Annotated in this window: 18 protein-coding genes and 1 tRNA gene; 10 read left to right on the plus strand and 9 right to left on the minus strand. The window is 52.7% G+C overall.

The window, feature by feature from the left end; translation table 11 throughout:
• The first annotated feature begins 9 nt into the window (after positions 1–9).
• Positions 10–258, plus strand: a complete 249-nt coding sequence (locus AUQ41_RS09290; protein WP_063088109.1) for a hypothetical protein — start codon at positions 10–12, stop codon at positions 256–258.
• Between the two features lie 66 nt (positions 259–324).
• Here AUQ41_RS09290 and AUQ41_RS09295 read toward each other — a convergent pair.
• A tRNA-His gene (locus tag AUQ41_RS09295) sits at positions 325–401 on the minus strand.
• A 330-nt stretch (positions 402–731) separates the two neighbouring features.
• Between AUQ41_RS09295 and AUQ41_RS09300 the strand changes: the two genes are divergently transcribed.
• Positions 732–1733, plus strand: a complete 1002-nt coding sequence (locus AUQ41_RS09300) for a Gfo/Idh/MocA family protein (RefSeq protein WP_063088111.1) — start codon at positions 732–734, stop codon at positions 1731–1733.
• Positions 1734–1793: 60 nt separating this feature from the next.
• Here AUQ41_RS09300 and AUQ41_RS09305 read toward each other — a convergent pair whose 3' ends face one another.
• Positions 1794–2663 carry a LysR family transcriptional regulator gene (locus tag AUQ41_RS09305; protein WP_063088113.1) on the minus strand — a complete coding sequence of 290 codons (870 nt, stop codon included), beginning with the start codon at positions 2661–2663 and terminating at the stop codon, positions 1794–1796.
• A 136-nt stretch (positions 2664–2799) separates the two neighbouring features.
• Between AUQ41_RS09305 and AUQ41_RS09310 the strand changes: the two genes are divergently transcribed.
• Complete coding sequence (locus tag AUQ41_RS09310) at positions 2800–3150, plus strand: rhodanese-like domain-containing protein (protein ID WP_063088115.1); 351 nt, start codon at positions 2800–2802, stop codon at positions 3148–3150.
• Positions 3151–3236: 86 nt separating this feature from the next.
• Here AUQ41_RS09310 and AUQ41_RS09315 read toward each other — a convergent pair whose 3' ends face one another.
• Positions 3237–4409 (minus strand): aminotransferase, encoded by a 1173-nt coding sequence (locus AUQ41_RS09315; RefSeq protein WP_063088117.1) that lies wholly within the window; start codon positions 4407–4409, stop codon positions 3237–3239.
• Between the two features lie 404 nt (positions 4410–4813).
• Between AUQ41_RS09315 and AUQ41_RS09325 the strand changes: the two genes are divergently transcribed.
• The 4 genes from AUQ41_RS09325 (at position 4814) to AUQ41_RS09340 (ending at position 10373) form a co-directional block, all read left to right on the plus strand.
• Positions 4814–5152, plus strand: a complete 339-nt coding sequence (locus AUQ41_RS09325; protein WP_007091888.1) for a P-II family nitrogen regulator — start codon at positions 4814–4816, stop codon at positions 5150–5152.
• A 62-nt stretch (positions 5153–5214) separates the two neighbouring features.
• Positions 5215–6624 (plus strand): type I glutamate--ammonia ligase, encoded by a 1410-nt coding sequence (gene glnA / locus AUQ41_RS09330; protein WP_008890688.1) that lies wholly within the window; start codon positions 5215–5217, stop codon positions 6622–6624.
• A 213-nt stretch (positions 6625–6837) separates the two neighbouring features.
• Positions 6838–8589 carry a sulfotransferase gene (locus AUQ41_RS09335; protein ID WP_063088121.1) on the plus strand — a complete coding sequence of 584 codons (1752 nt, stop codon included), beginning with the start codon at positions 6838–6840 and terminating at the stop codon, positions 8587–8589.
• 35 nt (positions 8590–8624) lie between these two features.
• On the plus strand, positions 8625–10373 hold the full coding sequence (locus AUQ41_RS09340; protein ID WP_063088123.1) for a tetratricopeptide repeat-containing sulfotransferase family protein: 1749 nt from the start codon (positions 8625–8627) through the stop codon (positions 10371–10373).
• 27 nt (positions 10374–10400) lie between these two features.
• Here AUQ41_RS09340 and AUQ41_RS09345 read toward each other — a convergent pair whose 3' ends face one another.
• Positions 10401–12056 (minus strand): sensor domain-containing diguanylate cyclase, encoded by a 1656-nt coding sequence (locus AUQ41_RS09345; protein ID WP_232308354.1) that lies wholly within the window; start codon positions 12054–12056, stop codon positions 10401–10403.
• A gap of 181 nt (positions 12057–12237) precedes the next feature.
• Positions 12238–12570: a hypothetical protein gene (locus AUQ41_RS09350; protein ID WP_063088125.1), complete on the minus strand. Its 333-nt coding sequence runs from the start codon at positions 12568–12570 to the stop codon at positions 12238–12240.
• 199 nt (positions 12571–12769) lie between these two features.
• On the opposite strand from AUQ41_RS09350, the gene AUQ41_RS09355 reads away from it, so the two are divergent.
• The 3 genes from AUQ41_RS09355 (at position 12770) to AUQ41_RS09365 (ending at position 15580) form a co-directional block, all read left to right on the plus strand.
• Positions 12770–13174, plus strand: coding sequence for an OsmC family protein (locus AUQ41_RS09355; RefSeq protein WP_063088127.1), 405 nt, complete (start codon positions 12770–12772; stop codon positions 13172–13174).
• 152 nt (positions 13175–13326) lie between these two features.
• Positions 13327–14622, plus strand: coding sequence for a carboxylesterase (locus AUQ41_RS09360; RefSeq protein ID WP_063088129.1), 1296 nt, complete (start codon positions 13327–13329; stop codon positions 14620–14622).
• Positions 14623–14638: 16 nt separating this feature from the next.
• Complete coding sequence (locus AUQ41_RS09365) at positions 14639–15580, plus strand: alpha/beta fold hydrolase (protein ID WP_063088131.1); 942 nt, start codon at positions 14639–14641, stop codon at positions 15578–15580.
• 17 nt (positions 15581–15597) lie between these two features.
• Here AUQ41_RS09365 and AUQ41_RS09370 read toward each other — a convergent pair whose 3' ends face one another.
• The 4 genes from AUQ41_RS09370 to AUQ41_RS09385 form a co-directional block, all read right to left on the minus strand.
• On the minus strand, positions 15598–16572 hold the full coding sequence (locus tag AUQ41_RS09370; protein ID WP_063088133.1) for an adenosine deaminase: 975 nt from the start codon (positions 16570–16572) through the stop codon (positions 15598–15600).
• A 68-nt stretch (positions 16573–16640) separates the two neighbouring features.
• Positions 16641–18401, minus strand: coding sequence for a tetratricopeptide repeat-containing sulfotransferase family protein (locus AUQ41_RS09375; protein ID WP_063088135.1), 1761 nt, complete (start codon positions 18399–18401; stop codon positions 16641–16643).
• Positions 18402–18559: 158 nt separating this feature from the next.
• Positions 18560–19453: a DMT family transporter gene (locus AUQ41_RS09380; protein ID WP_063088137.1), complete on the minus strand. Its 894-nt coding sequence runs from the start codon at positions 19451–19453 to the stop codon at positions 18560–18562.
• 114 nt (positions 19454–19567) lie between these two features.
• The gene (locus AUQ41_RS09385; RefSeq protein ID WP_232308355.1) at positions 19568–20344 is read right to left on the minus strand and encodes an AraC family transcriptional regulator; all 777 of its coding nucleotides are present in this window, start codon (positions 20342–20344) and stop codon (positions 19568–19570) included.
• Between the last annotated feature and the right edge of the window lie 153 nt (positions 20345–20497).

The raw sequence follows: 20497 nt of genomic DNA on the forward strand, positions 1-20497 counted from the left end.
AAATTCTGCATGAGCACACCTTTGTTTTTGACATCGCAGCAAGTTTCTGACCGCTGGGCGCAGGCTGGTATTCTTGGAAGATGTAATAAGCCGATCTCAACTGCGACCCTGGCCTTCTGGCGAAGCGAAGGCACGGCCCCCAAACCAGTGAAGGCCGCCGGCGCAATCCGATACGGCATCAAGGCTTTGCGGCAGTATGAGCGAGAAAACCTTGGCCAAGAATGCGACATCATCCCACGTTCCGATGTCCCCGGATAGGGCAGTTTTTTTTGCTACCTAGACCAAAAAAGGCTTAGAGGGCGAACCTCTAAGCCTTTGAATTTTTGGGGCGAGTGATGGGACTTGAACCCACGGCCCCCAGTGCCACAAACTGGTGCTCTAACCACCTGAGCTACACCCGCCATCGTGTGGCGCGGTTTATATGGCCCGAGGCCCCCAACGTCAAGCGCATATTTTCAATTTTTTAGCCCGATTTCCGCCAAGTTGTTCAAAGCACCGATTTTTGCGGGCTTGAGCATTCTGTGACGATCGAACACGCAGCATTGATAACACAAATCCCGCCTCCTACCCGTCAGAGCAACTTGCATGTGAAGACAAATGACTTAATTAGTTCAGTTCAATAACAGGCTATTGCCACAAATGCAGGTTACCAAGACACCATATATAAAGGGTTGCTTGCCTGTCTTGGCATGGAAACGGCCAAATAATAGAAAAACAGACGGAGTATCGGAATGAAGTGGGGCATCCTTAGCACCGCCAAGATCGGCACGGAAAAGGTCATCCCGGCCATGCAGGAAAGCGATAAGCTTGAAATCCTGGCGATTGCCGGTCGTGATCTTGAAAAGACCCGTGAGGTCGCTGAAAACATGCGCATTCCGCGCGCCTATGGCTCCTACGAGGAACTGCTGGCTGATCCGTCAATCGAGGCGATCTACAATCCCCTGCCCAACCATTTGCATGTCGAATGGACGATCAAGGCGCTTGAGGCCGGAAAGCATGTGCTGTGTGAAAAGCCGATCGGCCTTGATACCGAAGATGCCAAACGACTGATCGCAGCCCGTGACAAAAGCGGCAAGCAAGTACTTGAGGCCTTTATGGTCCGCCATCATCCGCAATGGCTTGAAGCCCGCAAGATCGTCGAAAGCGGTCAGATCGGCACACTTACCACCGTGCAAAGCATCTTTACCTATTTCAATGCCGATCCCAATAATGTCCGCAATAAAAAGGACATTGGCGGCGGCGGATTGCTTGATATCGGGTGCTATTGCATTGTCGGCCCGCGCTTTATCACCGGCAAGGAACCCGTCCGCGTCGTGTCGCTGATGGACAAGGACCCGAAATTCGGAACAGACCGTTTGGTATCTGGCATGCTTGATTTCGGATCCGGCCTGCAGGCAAGCTTTGTGTGCGGCACCCAGTCGGCCGCCGTACAGCGTGTGCATATTCTGGGTACCGAGGGCCGGATTGAAATCCTGATGCCGTTCAATGCCGTCCCGGAAAACGAAGCGGTCATTCGCGTTGCCGGTCAAAAACAACCAGGCTTTGACGACGCGCGTGAAATCAAATTCCCGGTCTGCAACCAGTACACCCTGCAGGGTGAAGCCGCGACCGCGATATTTGCCGGTGAAAGCCCGGTCGATTATCCGATTGAAGATGCAATTGCCAATATGCAGATTCTGGATGCGTTTGCCCGCTCTGCCAAAACCGGCAGCTGGGAAATGGTCAAATCCTGATCAACATATTGCCGATGCTCAAATGAAAAGCCGGGGGAACCCGGCTTTTTTTTTTCGTACTCAAGCGCCGGAAAACAGGGCGGATTTGGCCTTGAGCCGCGGGAACATAAAGTCATTGAAGGCCCGAACGCGCGGAACAGCCTTGAGATCGCGGTGCATCAACATCCAAAGATCATTATCAAGCCCGTCAATCGCATCACCAAGGACCGCGATATTGTCAAATGCCCCGGCAAGAAACATCGGCAGCACCGCATAACCTGCCCCGGCATTCACCAGCCGCGCCACATTCAAAAGTGAATTGCTGCGCATCGCGACATGCTGATCGTGAAAATGTTTGTCGCGCCACTGGGCGGCCTTGATATGGGCAAGGCTTTCATCACAGGTGATCCATGGTCCATCGGCATTCTTGGGATCACCCATGCCCTTTGCCGCACAAACTACCGACCGGATCGGGGCAATTTGCCGCCCGACCAGATTTTCATTGGGCGCATTGCTGGGCCGGATGGCGATATCTGCATCATGGCGGTTGAGATCATAAAACCGGTTATCGGTCACGACCTGTACGGTGATTTCCGGATAGGCCTGCGCAAACGCCGCAAGATCATCTGCCAGCACGGCATGAAGCAACGTATCGGTTGTGGTCAGGCGTAGCGTGCCTGACGGGCGGATATCCTGTCCAGCCAGGGTTCGGGCAAGTACGGCCATTTCGGCTTCAAGTTTTTCGGCGGTTTCGATGGCCGACAATCCCGCTGGCGTTGGTTGATAATCACCCTGCTGTCGCTCAAACAGCTTGGCACCGATGCGGCTTTCAATATCCGCCATGCGGCGAAACAGCGTGGAATGGTGAATGCCGGTTTGTCTGGCCGCCTGCGTGATACTGCGCGCCCGCCCAACCGCAAGTACCAGTTTCAAATCATCCCATTCCAGCATGTGCAATCCTCCGAACGCGCCATCTCATCATTCGCATTATTGCACATACTATTCGATTTATCGCAAATTTACTTCGCACTGATGCACATCGATACTGATCCCATCAACCAACGATATTCCAGATGGAGATTGGAAAATGACCAGAACCATTACCCGTGACGAGCTTAAGGCCGCCCTTGGCACCGCCAATGCCCCGACCCTGATCGAAGCACTTCCGGCGCGGTATTATGTTGATGCCCACCTGCCCGGTGCGATCAACATACCACATGATGCGATTGATGAGGGCATCAAACAGATCCTGCCCGATCTGGATGCACCGATTGTTGTCTATTGCGCCAGCGGCCCGTGCAAGAATTCCGGCATTGCCCAGATGGCGCTGACCAAGCTTGGCTACAGCAATGTGCGCGATTATCACGAAGGCAAGAATGGCTGGCGCGAAGCGGGCCTGCCGCTTCAGGGACAGGGCACACTTGAACAAACAGCCTGACACTATCGCCCTCGCGCAACCAAAACGGGCCGACATTTCCATGTCGGCCCGATGTTCTTTCAAATGCCTTGTTTTGCGCCCACGGCTTACTTGGCAAACGCCTTTTTCATGCGCGCAATCGCCTCGGCCATTTTGGCTTCGTCCTTGCAGAAGCAGAACCGCACAAAGTTGCGCACACCGCCATCTTCACCCTGATAGAAGGCCGATACCGGAATGGCGACCACGCCGGCTTCCTTGATCATGATCTGGCAGAACTCGACATCATCACAATCATAGCCAAGCGGTCGGAAATCGCAGGTGATGAAATAGGTGCCCTGCGAATCAAGGACGTCAAATCCGACTTCCTTGAGCCCCTTCATCAGGTAATCACGCTTGGCCTGCATTTCGGCGGTGAAGTTTTCGAAATAGGCATCATCCTTGTTAAGGCCATAGGCGACACCATGTTGCAGATCCGGTGCGACGGTAAAGACAAGGAACTGATGCGCCTTCTTGATCGGTTCCATCAGTTTGGCGCAGGCCGTGATATAGCCAATCTTCCAGCCGGTCAGCGAGAAGGTCTTGCCCGCCGATCCTATGCGCACGGTGCGCTCATGCATGCCCGGGAACGTCATCAATGGTTTGTGCTTGCGCCCGTCAAAGACCAGATGCTCATAAACCTCGTCACAAAGTGCAATCACATCATGCTTGATGCATAGATCGGCAATGAATTGCAGCTCGTCATCGCCGTAAACCTTCGAGCACGGGTTCTGCGGTGAGTTCAGCAGGATCAGCTTGGTTTTTTCCGAAAAGGCCGCCGCCAGTTCTTCGCGTGGCAATTCCCAATGCGGCGGGGTAACGCGCACCAGCTTGGGAATGCCGCCCGCCAGCTTCACCATTGGAAGGTAGCTGTCATAAAGCGGTTCGATCAGGATGACTTCATCGCCGGGCGCGACCAGACCAAGGATCACATCGGCCAATCCTTCGGTCGCACCGACAGAGACCAGCACTTCTTTTTTCGGATCAACCTCGATGCCATAAAACCGTTTATTGTGATCGGCAACGGCCTGAAGCAGCTCGGGCACACCAGCCAGCGGCGGGTACTGGTTGGACAGCTCCATCGTTGCCTTGGCGGCAGCTTCGCGAATATCGGCCGGGCCATCTTCATCCGGCGCACCCTGCCCCAGATTGATGGCCTTATGTTTCTGGGCCAGTTCGTTCATCACTTCGAAGATCGTGATCCCGCCCGAAGCGAAAAGCGGATTGCCGACGAATTCGGTCATGAGGCGTCCTTTATATTATGGTCGTTCACCGGATGGTGGCCCCGGTCGTATCATGGTCAGTCGAGTCCCGGTCATCGGGTATAAATTTTGTGCCCGACAACACCCATGCATAGCAAATCCTGTCGCATGATGGCCCCGGAATGGCAAGCCCGGAGAGGTTTGAACGGGCCTGCCTGCCTTCCAAACAGGGCGTTTGCATATTTTTTGAACATCTTGCCTAAAACACAGTCACCAGCAAACCAGAAAATCTTAAAAATTTCATGGGTTTTGCTGGGTTTTCGCACAGAGAATCCTTAGAATGCCGTTGCCGGTGAAAACTGGCATGGTCCGTGCAATAGTCAGCGGGCGAAGCATTACGCTTTACAGAGTTCAACGCAACTCTCGCCAAAAAGCAGAGGGCGCTAATGAAAAAAATTGAAGCCATCATCAAGCCGTTCAAGCTTGACGAGGTAAAAGAGGCCCTTCAAGAGATTGGTCTCAAAGGGATTACCGTCACCGAAGCCAAAGGTTTCGGACGTCAGAAAGGTCATACGGAGCTGTATCGCGGCGCCGAGTACGTTGTGGACTTTCTGCCGAAGGTAAAGCTGGAAATCGTCGTCGAGGACACGCTGGTAGAGCGTGCGATTGAGGCAATCCAGCAAGCCGCTCATACCGGGCGTATCGGCGACGGTAAAATTTTCGTTTCCTCACTTGAGGACGCGATCCGTATTCGTACTGGTGAACGGGGTAACGACGCGATCTGATCGGTCACGCCTTTCGTTGAACACCATACGGTAACTGTTTATGAGTTTTAAAGGGTTGCATCATGTCTGACGCTGCTTCTGTACTTAATCTGATCAAAGAAAAAGGCATCCAGTTTGTCGATCTGCGCTTTACCGATACCAAAGGTAAATGGCAGCACACCGCACAGGATATCTGCACCATCGACGAAGACGTCTTTGTTGACGGCATCATGTTCGACGGTTCGTCGATCTCCGGTTGGAAAGAAATCAACGAATCCGACATGATCCTGATGCCGGATCCGTCGACCGCCGTTGTTGATCCGTTCACCGCGCAGCCGACCCTGATCCTTGTTTGTGACGTTATCGAACCGGCCACCGGCCAGGGTTACGAGCGTTGCCCGCGTTCGACCGCGAAACGCGCACTGGCATACATGAAGTCCGCTGGTATCGGCGACACCGCATATTTCGGCGCAGAGCCGGAATTCTTCATGTTCGACGACGTTCGTTGGAGCACCTCGCAGGAGAGCATGGCTTACGCGCTTGACTCCGAAGAAGGTCCGTACAACACCGGCACCGAATTCGAAGGCGGCAACCGCGGCCACCGTCCGGGTCCGAAGGGTGGTTACTTCCCGGTACCGCCGGTTGACTCGGCAAACGACATCCGTGCCGAAATGGTCAACTACATCAACGAAATGGGCGTGCGTTGCGAAAAGCACCACCACGAAGTTGCTCCGTCGCAGCACGAACTGGGTATCGCATTCGGCACCCTGATCGAACATGCTGACGCGGTTCAGGTTTACAAATACTGCATCCACATGGTTGCACACCAGTATGGCAAAACCGCAACCTTCATGCCGAAACCGATCTTCGGTGACAACGGCTCGGGCATGCACACCCACCAGTCGATCTGGCACGAAGGCAAGCCGCTGTTTGCTGGCAATGGCTATGCTGACCTTTCTGAAACCGCTCTGTACTACATCGGCGGTATCATCAAGCACGCCAAAGCTCTGAACGCCTTCACCAACCCGACGACCAACTCCTACAAGCGTCTGGTCCCGGGCTTCGAAGCACCGGTTCTGCTGGCATATTCTGCACGTAACCGTTCTGCTTCTTGCCGTATCCCGTACACCGCGTCTCCGAAAGGTAAACGCGTTGAGATCCGCTTCCCGGATGCCCTTGCCAACCCGTATCTCGCATTCTCTGCAATGCTGATGGCTGGCCTTGACGGCATCGAGAACAAGATCCACCCGGGCGAAGCAATGGACAAAAACCTCTATGACCTTCCGCCGGAAGAGCTCAAAGAAGTTCCGACCGTTTGCCGTTCGCTACACGAAGCTCTCGACAGCCTCGATGCAGACCGCGAATTCCTGAAAAAAGGCGATGTGATGACCGACGACCTGATCGACGCATACATCGCACTGAAGATGGAAGAAGTCGTTCGTTTCGAACAGGCTCCGCACCCGGTCGAATTCGACATGTACTACAGCGGCTAATCTTCCATTCGGAAGACAATGCTTACGCGAAACGCCCGGCCAATCGGCCGGGCGTTTTTCTTTTCACCTACAAAAGACTCAGATAGACCCCATCTTTAGTAGGTATACTTAGCCGTAATGATATGTGAAAATGATACGTAGAAAGAAAGCGCATTCAGATGCTAATGCCCGTTGATCCGGGCGAAAACGAACAACAAAAGAAAAGAGGCTTGGATGCCAATAAACAGTACCCCAGATGCGCTTCGTAAAGCGCAATTGGACAGCATCAAAAGCCAGTGGCTTATCGGGAATAAACAGATCGCCGTAAACGATTGCCAGAATTTTCTTCGTCAAAGTCCGCAATATGCCCCAGCTCATCTGGTTTATGCTGAATTTTTAGATCAGTCAGGAAATGCACAAGAAGCATCTAACCATTTCCAGGCAGCATGCAGCCTGCCAGACACCACCGCTGAGTGCTTCCTCGGCTTCGCAGGTTTTCTGAAGAAACATGGTCAATCAACTAATGCACAGGAAGTGCTTTCTGTTGGCCACAAAAAATGGCCTGAAAATGCGCTTATGGCACGTGAGTTCGGCGTTATTCTTGCAGAGAATGATCATCATAGTGAAGCAACAGTTGTTTTCGAGCATTGCCTTGAATTGCAACCCAACGACTGGATCTGCTGGAACCATCTTGGCTGCTCACGCGCTCTGAACAATCATGCCGAAGACGCTATTGCATGCTTTGAAAAGAGTTTGGCTTTGGGTACCAAGAGTACGCTTTCTCCTGCAAGCCCACAAGACATAGAGAGTATTCGGCTCAATCAGGCTGGGGCTCTCATACATATTGGCAAAACTGACGAAGCACGCCGGACTTTTGAGTCTATTTTGAAGAGTAACCCTGGAAATCACAGGGCTTGGTTTGACCTGGCAAACCTTATCAAGTGCGATGAAAGACAAGTCGAGGAGATGGAGAGACATTTGAACTCTTCTATCGCCCAAGGTGATCAGACAGCAGCTAGAGACTATCACTTCGCCCTGGGACGTTCATGGGACAATTTGAACAATCCTAGCAAGGCAATGGAACACCTCCATGCCGGAAACAAAATTGTGCGCGCTCAACTGAATTATAGTTCGACGGAAGTGTGTGAGCGCCTTCGGCGGACACCGGACTTCTTCCCACCAGAAGTCTTTTCGGATCTGGAGCTCCGCTCACAGCATAGCGAGCTTCGATACAGACCTGTTTTTATCGTCGGCATGCCCCGTTGTGGCTCAACCCTGACAGAACAAATCCTTGCATCCCACCCACAGGTAATCGGTGCCGGTGAATTGACAACGTTGCCGACCATAAAAAACAAGTTGTTGGGTCCGAACTTTGGCCTCCGCGAAGGAGATCGCGATCTTGCCAGAGCTCCGAATATAGCAAGCGAACTCAGGAAGGCTTATCTGGCAGAAATCGAACGTATCGGAAAAGACTTACAACCAGACCTAGACCCTGCAGACGGTGAAATTCTTATCGTGGATAAGATGCTGGGAAACTTCGACATGATTGGCATGATCATGCAAGCAATTCCTGAGGCGCGGATAATTCATTGTCGACGCAGCCCGATTGATACCTGTCTGTCTTGCTACTCAAAGCTATTCAGATCACCGGTAAGCTACTCTTATGACCAAAAAGAGCTCGCAGAGTTCTACATGGCATATGAGGAACAAATGACCTATTGGCATCAACATATCCCGGCATCTTCGCTGATGGAGAGCCACTATGAGGATATGGTTGCACAAACAGAGAAGCAGTCGCGGAAACTACTGGAGTTCTTGGGTCTTCCATGGAACCCGGAGGTTCTCGATTTCCACAATAAGAAGCGTACAGTGAGCACCGCTAGCATGGCTCAAGTGCGAAAACCTATTTACAATAGTAGTGTCGAACGTTGGCGCCGATATGCACCCTACATTCAACCAATGTTAAGCATACTTGGGCAAGATTGAGCTAATTCAAATCCCTAAGTCCGTTTGAAAGCACCGTGACAGATAATAGCTCTGAAATACCAGAATCCAGCAGGAACGTATTTGAAGGTGCTGATCAGCAACTTCAGTCGGGCAACATTGCCGCAGCAAAAGAAGCCTTTGAGGAAATTTCCGCAAAAGTGCCACACACCTCCAGATTGAAGCTGCTTGAGGCCCGCATCTTGGTCGCGGATGGAAAGTTGGCAGAAGCAGCCAAAGCCTACGAAAATGCCTGCAACATGCAAGATGCGTCTGCTGATGCTTTCACTGACCTAGCAAAACTACTCAAGAGCACAGGTAACAACGCTCAAGCCCGAGAAGTCTTACGTATCGCATTCCGTAAGTTCCCTCAAACCCCACAGGTGGCAGCAAAGTTAGCACTGGCCCTTCTTGACGAAGGTCACATTGAGCAAGCTCGTAAGCTGATAGATTATTCCCTAAAAATTGGGCCTGATGACCTTGAAGTACTGGAAACCGCTGGGATCTATTGTCGCGCAACGGGAAGCCTGGAACTTGCTATCGAGCACTTCGGGCAGGCACTTCAAAAACTAACACTAGCTTCTAGCACAAAGCGACGAACGTTATATGTGAGACTGTCCCTGCAGCTTGCTGAGGCGCACAAAGAATATGGCGAAGTGAAATCCGCTGAAAGCACGCTTCGTCTCATTCTCAAGAAAATGCCAGAAAGCACCAGAGCTTGGTTGATACTTAGTGATGTGATGCGCTTCAAGAAGGGTTCTCCTGAGATAAAGCGCATGCAACAACTTCTTGTAAATCACAGTGGACAGCTTTCGCTTTCAGACCGTATAGACTTGAATTTTGCTCTGGGCAAAGCGTGGATGGATATTGGCGATGCAAAGCAGGCAATGAGCCACCTTAACAAGGCCAATCAGCTACATAGAAGCCAGTATTCTTACGATATAGAAGCCGTGTGTCGTCGTTTGAAAAATTATGGAAGAACTTGCTTACCTGTAGCTCAATCAAACGACACACAAGCACAAACACCCGACACGCCGGATCTCCCGTTACCAATTTTCATAGTAGGTATGCCACGATCTGGAACCACCTTGGTTGAACAGATACTTGCGACACACCCAAAGGTCTTTGGAGCGGGTGAGCTCACGACCCTACCTCGCTTGAAAAATACAGTACTAGGTTTAGATTTCCCCGATGCACCGGACAGCAAAGAGCGCGCCGCTTCAAAAGAGGTTCTTTCCACCCTTGCGAAATTGTACCTCCAGGAAAGTCGCCAACACTTACCAGAAGGCTTTGAAGATAATCACTATTTGATCGACAAGATGCCAGGGAACTTTATGTTTTGTGGTCTTATTTTGGCTGCTTTACCGCATGCTAAGATTGTTCATTGCCGCAGAAACCCGATAGACACCTGCTTATCCTGCTATAGCAAATACTTTGTGTCAGGACAGAGTTTCACCTACGATCTTGCTGAACTCGGCCGGTACTACCGCAGTTATGAAAAACTAATGTCTCACTGGCGTCAAAAGCTTCCCAAAGAAAAGTTTTTTGAAATCGACTATGAGGATCTGGTGGCGGATATAGAACGGGAGTCCAAGAGACTAGTAGAGTTTCTTGGACTCGACTGGTCAGAGGATCTTCTTGCGTTTCACAATACGAAACGCGCCGTAAGGACTGCAAGTTCCAATCAAGTCCGCCAACCGATCTATAACACCAGTCTTGAACGCTGGCGACCTTACAAGAACGAGCTCAAACCTCTATTTGACGCCTTGAGTATCAAGCCTGATTGATGCGGGCTTAGGTGTTTGCCCATCGGCTCAGTCGTCAGTATGCAGATCGGGTTCCATATCCGGGGCATAAAGGCGATATTGTGCCTTGCCTGCTGCCTTGGCTTCATACATTGCCTTGTCAGCACGGCGGAGTTGCTCGCTCATATCGCAATTGCCGCCATCAAACACTGCAAGCCCGATCGAGGCGGAAATATCGCAATCAAGTCCTTCCCAGACAAATGGACGGCTCATTTCGGCAAGAATGGCTTCGGCGGCCTCCGCCATTTCCTTTTCAGCGCCCTTGTTTAAGAACAGCAAGGTAAACTCGTCCCCGCCAAGGCGTGCCACCTCTTCTGCACGGCGGGCGGCACGTTTAAGGCGCTTGCCGGTTTCAACAAGTACCCAGTCCCCCGCAGCGTGACCTTGTGTGTCGTTCAGTTGCTTGAAACCATCAAGATCAAGGATAAAGATCGCGGCGGGCGTATCGGTTCCGCGCAATACGGTTTCGCACTGATCAAGTTTCTGCATAAAGCGCGCACGGTTGGCCAACCCGGTCAGTTCATCATTGTTGGCCTTGTTCTGCAATTCGCGCGCGGCATGCTTTTGCTTGGTGATGTCGCTGGTCCACCAAAGCACGCTTTCCTCCCCCTGGAACGAAAGCGGCTCGATTGATGTCTTAAGCCAGCGTGCCTCGGGCATATCAGATCGGCGCAACCGGATCTCGACATCCTGAAGTTCGCCCAGCGCATCCATATCCTCGAGCGATTTCTCGCGATAACGTTCGGAAAGAAGTATGGAATCCGTTGCTTTGCTCTCGTCTTCAATTCCGAGCATTTTAGAAAATGTGCTGTTGAAGAATTTGAAAACGCCGCTTTCCCGGTTGGAAATCCCGACCCCGATCGGTGCGCTTTCAAGCAGCCCAGTCAGACGCTGGGATGCCTCGGCGACCTCGGCCTGCGCCTTCTTGAGGCTGGTCACGTCAATCAATGACCCGATGGTGCCCGCGATGGCACCACTTGGCCCCCTGAGGGTCGAGGCGGCAAACAGGGCCGTGCATTCCTTGTCATCAATCGCAAAGGTAATCTCGTCACGCACCTGTCCCTCGGCATCACGTAACGGCGCTTCGAGCTCACCAACGGTTTTGGCAAGTGATTTGGGCGCGAAATCCACCATTCTCTTGCCAATTGCCGTTTCGACATCCGTACCAAACAGCTCGGCAAAGGCGCCGTTACAACGGGTCAGAACCCCTTCGCGGTTTTTGAGGTAAACCGGAGTTGGCAAAACATCGATGAGGTGCTGAATGAACGTCTTGTGCTCGGCCAGTGCCTTGGCAAGTTCCTGGGCGCGCCCGGCGTCACGTAACACCAGCGCAAATGTCCCGGATGGTCCTACATCGCAATGCCAGTTAAACGGCGTTTTCCCCAGACGGAAAGCCGGGAGTTCGGCATGTTTGCCCGACGAAATGGATGCAAGGGCGTTACGAACTGCTGCTACTGCGTCGCCATCGATAAATTCACCATTTTTGGCAAGATAGGCCAGAAGCTGTTTGACCTCTGTACCCTTACGCAAAACAGATTTTGCATCGCCAAGCTGCTTTTCTGCAGCCGCGTTGACATAGACGACGGTAAGGCCGTCCGGATCAAGAAAAATAAGACTGTCGCGTGACAACGCCGCAGTTGCCACAACATCCGCACTGACTGACAAGACACCCGGCGCGCTGCAAAACAGCGCTCTCCCTTTATTCGTGTTTTATGTGATGTCCCAGATCAGACCTTTTAAGACGGCCTTGTGTATTTATATGCGCAACCCATTGCATATACTGGAGAATAAGTCATTATTTTTTTGAATAGCAGGACATCAAACACGGGTGCAGATCAGAATATCGTTATTTTTTCGTCGGAAGATCGATGTAACCGCGATCAATGCAGTGTTCGAGTTCCTTGGCCACGGCCAGCATTTCCTGAAAGCTTTCTCTCAGATGCTTGAGCTTTGCCAACTCGTCCACCGTCGGGTGTTCCTCTGCGCGATCATCGCAAAGATGAAAGGCAAATTTCAGATAATCCGCCCGAAGCCGTGCAACGGTGATCATCAGCGGCACAGCATTTTCAACCGACATATCCGGAATGGCCGGGCTGATGATTTCGTGATTGATCTCACGCAGGACATGCTCCATGCCCATCATGAAACGGCTTTTGCTGCGCGTCGGATCCTCTGTCATGACTGATACTCCTGCACCATAGGGATCTGAATAATTACCCCAGTATCCATCCGGAAAGTAAAAACTCCTATAACAACTTACCACTCATGGTCGCATTTGTAGCCACAGCCCGGCCGACTTTCCATGATCTCACCTTGCAGGTAAGCGCAAGGCGGGCTAGAGGTTAAGACAACAATTGTTCACATATGGGAATGCGAAGATGGAAGCGCGTGTAAAGTGGCTTGAAAACCTGACCTTCACCGGAATGAGTGGTACCGGACATGGTGTCGTCATGGATGGCGACAGGGATAACGGATTTGGCCCGAGCCCGATGGAAATGCTTCTGCTTGGTATCGGTGGCTGTTCGTCGATTGACGTTGTTCATATCCTCAAGAAGGGTCGTGAAAACGTCCTTGATGTTGAAACCGACGTTAAGGCCGAACGCGCAGAAACCGACCCGAAGGTCTTCACCAAAATCCACCTGCACTTCAAGGTAAAGGGTGAAAACCTTAATGAAACCAAGGTCGGCCGCGCTGTCGAACTTTCGGCAGAAAAATACTGCTCGGCATCGATCATGCTGTCAAAGGCCGCAGAGGTCACCCACAGCTGGGAACTGGTGGAATAATCCGGTTACTCATAGCGGCGATATTGATGAAAAAGCGATCTGTTCACAGATCGCTTTTTTGTTTCTCGCACCATGTGACTTCCCGCGTTAACATCTTCTGACAACAATAGAAAAACCACGTCCAATCCCGGGAACCGAACGGAGCAATCATCATGGGTACGTCCCGCATAATTCAGACTGGTTTGGCATCCCTTGCCCTGCTGGGACTTTTGACGACAGGTGCCTGCGCAAAGTCAACCGACCCGCTTTCGCCATCCGGTGCCGCGATTGCTCCGCCCGCCGAAGGATTGCCGTTTGAAGATTATGTCCGCTCCACACGCCAGCAACTCCGCGACGTCCTTACCGCGACACGATTTGCGCATGAAGAAAAACCGTTTGGCATCCATACCATTGATCAGGTTGTCGATATGCGCGCGCCTTATGCGCTTGGACCGGTGAGCAACACCTGCACCACCGACGAAGCCGACCCTGCGCAGGGAAATGGTGTTGGCTTCCTGATGGTACATGGCCTGACCGACAGCCCTTATTGGTTAAGTGACATCCGTGATAATCTCCGCCAACGGTTTCCCTGTGCGACGTTTCACGGTGTTCTTCTTCCGGGGCATGGCACGGTGCCGGGGGACTTGCTTGATGTCGAATATGAAGACTGGCTTGAAACCGTTCGTTTCGGCATGAACAGCTTTGGGGACGAGATTGATCACATTATACCCATGGGCTTTTCGACCGGGGCCGCCCTGATTGGGCGGGTCTATAGCGAACAACAGGCCAAGAGCGATCTGATCAAAGCACTGGTTATGCTGTCGCCCGGTCTTGCAGCCAAAAGCGAACAGGCCTGGCTTACCCCCTATGTCCAATATGTCAAAGACTGGGTCGGTGAGGGTGAGAATAATGATCCCGGCAAATATGGTTCGATGGCCATGAACGCCGCAGCGGAGTTTTATTTGCTGACCAAGCCCTTCGGCCAAGGAAAGCTGGCCGATTTCGATGTTCCGGTCTTCGGCGTTGTCAGTTCGGACGATCAGACCATCAATCCCGACCTGATGCGTGACTTCTTCTGCAACAAGGTCACAAGCCCGCAAAAACACCTGATCTGGTATCAGGGCAAAATCGACCCGCCGAACGGGAGCGCAACCTGTGACGACATTGAAATTGTCCGCTCGGAAAACGACGATATGCGCACACTCAACCATGCCCACACCGCAATTACAATGAGCCCCAAGGACCCCATTTATGGCCTTGATGGCGCGGTCCCCGATTGCGGGCATTATGATGACGAGGCTGCCCGCTCAAACTGCCAGTCCGGCACGGATGTCCTGTATGGCGAACGCAATCTTTTTGACGACGCGCCCCCCGGCACAATGCGTCGTGGCACATTCAATCCCGATTTCCCCGGTATGATGAATAAAATGGCTGCCTTCATCGCAAAGGTAATCACCACGCAGGATTAGGAACTGAAGCTGCCCGATGACTTTTTCGATCGACATTTTCCAAACACCGGATGGGATAAATCTGCGCTTTGGTGTTCAGACGCCCGAAAACGCGCGCCAGCACGTCCTGATCCTGCAGGGGCGCGGGGAATATATTGAACGCTATCAGGAAACGGCGGACGAGCTTGCCGAACGTGGTTTGGGCTGTGTGACCTTTGATTTTCGCGGCCACGGTGGGTCGTCGCGCGAAACGAATGATCCGGTCATGGGATACGTTCATGATGTTGCGCAATATATCGCCGATACACGCCATGTTGTTGACCATGTCACAAAAGTCCACGGCATTTCCTGCCCGTTGCTGATAACGCATTCGACCGGCGGGTTGGTTGCAATGGCGATGATGCTCGATCAACCGGATCTGTGGGAAAGCGTGGTAATGGTCGCGCCATTTTTTGGACTGGGCGGTCCTGACTGGTTGTCATTGGCGGCGCAATTTGTCTCCGACAGCATGTGTCGGTATGGATTTGACAAACAGTACCTGCCCGGCCAACGCAAACTAAGCCCGCTTGCCGGGTTTGAGGCCGAAAACATTCTGACTTCCGATCCGGTCCGCTATGCGCGAAATGTTGCCATCTTGCAAAACAGTCCGAACCTTGTGGTTGGTGGCGTTTCTGCCGGCTGGCTTGATGCCTGCTTCAAGGCGCAAGCATCGCTGACCACCCGGATCGAACAGATGAAGGCAGGCACATGGCCCCTGCCCCCGATCACCATTGTTCTGGCCGGGAACGATCAGGTTGTTTCAAACCAGACGACGGAAGATCTGTTTGGCAAAATACCGTCGATCACCATCGCGGAGATCCCCGAAGCCCGCCACGAAATTCTTCAGGAACGTGACATTTATCGAAACAGGTTCTGGCAAATTTTTGATGCGCACATCGCGCGCACGCAAAAAAGTAAATCCGGGAGACCTCGGCGATGATTTGAATGGTTTTTACCCTAGAGCTTTGCCAGAAGTTTCGCCTTGGTCGCCTCATCAACAAAGGCTGCTTCAATCGCGGTGCGGGTCAGACCACTCAGCTCTTCGGGGGTAAAACCAAACACCTCCTCGGCACGCTGATATTCGGCTGCAAGCGAGGTAAAGAAGAACGGTGGATCGTCCGAGCCAAGGGTCACCTTGACCCCCGCATCGTAGAATTTGCGCAAGGGGTGGGATGTGTAATCCGGGAACACCGAAAGCGCGATATTCGACCCCGGACAAACTTCCAGAACGATATCGCGTTTGACCAGTGTTTCGACCAGTTTGGGGTCTTCGATTGAACGCACCCCGTGGCCGATCCGTGTCACAGGAAGTTTTTCAATCGCATCCCAGACACTTTGCGGCCCTTCGACCTCGCCTGCATGGGTGGTGCAGCCAAGACCGGCATCGCGGGCGATCTTGAACGCCGGATAAAAATCTTCCTGTGTGAACAGGCTTTCGTTGCCGCCCATGCCAAAACCGACAATGTACGGGTGACGACAATCAACCGTTTCACGCGCGACCTTGACCGCCACATCCGGACCAACGTGGCGCACACAGGTCATAATAATCCGCCCGATAATCCCGGTTTCCTTTTCAGCACGGTCAATACCATCAACCACTGCCTCAAGATGAGCGTCAAACGACAATCCGCAGCTGGCGGCATGGGTCGGCGAACAGAAAATCTCGACATAAAGCGTGCCAACCTTTGCCTGCTCGACCAGATAGGAACAGGTCAGATCGGAATAATCCTGCTTGGTGCGGATAGCGGCACTCGCCTTGTCAAAACTGTTGAGGAACTCGGGAAAATCACGCCAGATGTAACGATCCTGCGCATCATAGATATCATCCGGCAAGGTCAGACCATTGCGCTTGGCAAAGCTGCGGACAAGCGATGGTGTCATCGCCCCTTCAAGATGCAGGTGCAGTTCTGCCTTTGGAATGGTCGTGTTCATCGCGGTGCTCCGGGTTTGTCGGCATCATCTTATAACCGATACCTTCTAACCCAAACCAACCCGCTTGGTCACGCAGCAACCGCACGGCGCGATGATTTGCGCGCAGCACTCCATTGCTGAACATACGGATCATCGGCCAAGGATGCCAACGGCCCGATAAACGGCTCAAACCGTTGCCATTTTTCAACGGAGTCCTGATTGATCGGGCGACGAACCTGGATCATGCTGGCCGTCGCGGCAACTTTGCCGGCACGATAAAATTCAAGACATCCCGGATGCCAATCCAGTCCGCAATGGGCCAGATAATCCTGTGCAACAGCTTCCGGATCAGACACCAGGTCTTCGTACGAAAGATCGTACAATTGGCCATTTTGATCCGCTTCAAAACTGGCATTCATCAGACCGACATAACCGCGGTAGTAATCGGCCAATTCGCCGAGATCATCGGAATACCGCATCGGTATCGAGAATGGTGTTGTGTAGATCGAAAGACAAGTCGCAAGCGGATGGCGATGGGTGTGAATGATCGGTGCATCGGGAAAAACGCGCCGGATCATCTCAACACGCAGGAAATTGGCTGGTGTCTTGTTGGTGACAAACCGCTTTTCGGGCGCATAGGCCTTAAGTGCCGCAAGATACTGTTGGCGAATTTTCTTCGCTGCCTTGGCATCGATGCGCGCCAATTGATCAGAAACCTGACCACGTCCGACGACATCAATTACTGCCTTGGCAAAGTCGCCGATTTCGCCGGCGGCATGCACATCGGGATGGGCACCAAGAATACGCTCGGTCAGGGTTGTTCCGGATCGCGGCATCCCGACAATGAAGATCGGGCGCGGGCCATCTTCGTTTTCTGAGCTGACATCTTCCAAAACCGGGACCGATCCCGCCATATCACGCAAACGCGCAAGTTCCCTGAGCTCGCGCGGCATATCAAACGGCCGCTCCGCCCGGTTTGCACTATGCCCCAACCGATAGAAATCAAAGGCCTTTTTCATGTTGCCTTTCATTTCCTCGATTTTTGCCCGCGCAAAGGCCGCCTTGTAACGCTCTCCTTTTGCGATATCCGCCTTATCAAGCATTGCATCAAGAACACCACTCGCACCTTCGGGCATGGATTGCGGGCGCATAAAGGAGATGATCAGGTATGGCTGGGCACCAAAAGACGGATTCCGACGCAGCATTTCCAGGCTCGCAGCAACTGCGTTTTCCACTTCGCCAGCTATTGCATATGATGACGCCAGCAACATTCGTGTTGCATGACCATCCGGGTTGCGCTCGACAACGCCTTCCAGAATGCCAAATGCCTTTGTGTACTTTTCTTGATACAGATAGACGCGCCCAAGCAGCATCTGGGCTTCGTCGAATGTCTGGCTTTTGCCGGGAATCGAATTGAGAACGTCGATTGCTTCGCTCAGTCCGGGTGCAAAACACAGTCCGGGACTTTTGCTGAGTTCTCTTTGGAAGATGACGTCAGCAAGCATATAGCTGAGCCAATCCTTTTGCGTCGCAGCACGCAAACGCTTTTTGATCGAAGATTCAAATGAAGAATAGTCATTTGACTGGTATGCGTATTGCAGGAAGTTCTGAGCAACCACCCCAAAAAAGCGGTCAGTCAAGGGAAGCGAATTAAACAGCTTTTTCAGCCTTCTACCTGCATTTGCAACAGAACCTGCCTGCAGCTCGCTCACCGCAGTCATGATCTGGATATCTGTTCTATTGGAATGCAAACGCAACAGTTGCGCGCCAATCATGGCTGCGCGATCAAACTGCCCGGCCGACATTGCCCGCTTCATTTCAAGCGCAATGTCTTTTTGTGACTGCGTCATTCGTCTGTCCCTGGATGCGTAATTGTTGTTCTACGCCCCCTCCCCAAGCACATAACGACTATAGGTCAGTTAAATACTGTTGCACAGCACAATTCGGGATCTTCTGACCGATGTTCACGTAATTGTGACTGAACTGCCACACACAACGATTGGCATTATTAAACAGAACTTCGTTGTCGACGTTTTCGTGAATTGAAATTCGCTGACGCCAGAGCAGCGCCGCCAACGATCAAGATGCATCCAGCGATAATGGCTGGCGTTGCAATCGCCTTGTCGAACGCAATCAACAAGCAGGTGCTGAGCAGCGGCGCGCCATAGGCCAGAACACCGAGGATCTGAATATCACCGTGTTTGGTGCCATGGTCCCAGACGAAAAATGCGGCCCCGACCGGGCCCAGTCCGAGCCCGAGAATAGCAAGCCATTGTCTGGCGTTCGGCGTTACCCAGTCTTCGATCATACCATGCGTAACAAGACCGAGAATGGCGGCACCTGCGCAAAACCCGCAGACTGCCCCAACCGGAACATTTCGATAGCGCCGGTTCACGACCGAATAGCCTGACCACAGCAATGAACAGATAATTGCCGCGCCATATCCCAGCGCAAATCCCGGATCAAAGGTCAGGGCTTGCCCCTTGCCCACCAGAAGAACAGCGCCGGACAACCCCAGAACGGCACCCCCGATATGCTGCCATTTCAGGCGTTCACCTGGCAAAAGTGCGGAAAACAAAACAATCAGCAACGGCCAGAGATAGGCAATCAGACTGGCCTCAATCGCGGGCGCGTTTGCCAGCGCGACAAAATAGAAAAAGTGATAGCCAAACAGCCCCGCCACACCAAGCGCCCAGGCACCAAGTGGCTGACGCAAGGCCCGAACCACATCACCACCGCGAAGCGCGATCCAGAGCGCACTGAAAATGCTGGCAATACCAAAGCACAAACTGACCAGTTGGAACGGCGGGATGTCGGCCACTTCGGTCGTGAACAGGGCAAGCAGAGCCCAAAGAATTACGGCAACCGAACCGATCAAGGTTGCCTTACGTTTTTCATCCATCGCACCCACCCGAGTTTGCTGATTTTGCAAACCGGAAGATGCACCTGTTTGACGATCCGGTCTTTGCCCAAACTCCGGAAGTTCGCGACAAGTACTTGGTGGGAAGTATGAGGTCTAAAAGGCCGCCGGATCGCGGCGGATAGATCTGGGCGCGCAGCCAAACCGGCGCGAAAAAGCACGCGAAAAGGCGCTTTGATCGGCAAACCCGACCGCATTCGCCAGATCAGACATCGAAAGGCGAATTTCGGGATCACGCAAAAGCGCCATGGCCATTTGCAGGCGTTGCTCGGTCAACCAGCGCATCGGACTTGTCCCGACATGTTTTTGGAAGGCACTAAACAGGCTGCTTTCCGATTGGGCGGCGATGGTCGCCATGTCAATAATCGTGATGTCTTCGCCCAACCGGGCCTCCGCCCATGCCATGGTACGGAGGAGCCGCGATGGCAGTGCCGCCATGCCAAAGGCATTCCCGCCAAGGCTCTGACGGCTGCGCAATAAAAGCGTCTTCAGACAATCGAGCATATCTGTTTGGGATTCGTGATCGCGCAGCGGTGCAATAGCCTGCAACAGCGCGATCAGCCCCCTCTGATGCCCCAGTCCCACTTCAAGATACGTCGCTGCACTGCCATGGCGATGCCAAAGTGCTTCAAGACCGGTGCGATGGGCCAGATCTGCATCGACATCAAGGACAAGGAACCGGTTAAGTCCCTCCGCACGATAGGCATGGGTTTTACCCGCCTCGACAAAGGCCAGTTGGCGACCGCAAACCTCACCCCCGCGCCCTTCGACCTCCATCTCAAGCTTGCCCAGCTCGGAGATTATGATCTGATGGAAATCGACGTGGCTGTGGCTTTGTGCTTCGGGGCGGTATTGCCGCATGCTGTACTGCATCGGATCCTCGGTCTCACAGATTGACGGGCAAAGTTTATCAGTGCTTTTCGCAATGATAAATCCTTTCGCGCAGCGTCTTGATTGATCGCCTGCCGTAAACATCGCCGTACAGGATAAAGTGCCGTACAAATGTATTGATTGACGCAGGATTTA

This window comes from Thalassospira sp. MCCC 1A02898, from assembly GCF_001618185.1.
GTDB lineage: Bacteria > Pseudomonadota > Alphaproteobacteria > Rhodospirillales > Thalassospiraceae > Thalassospira > Thalassospira tepidiphila.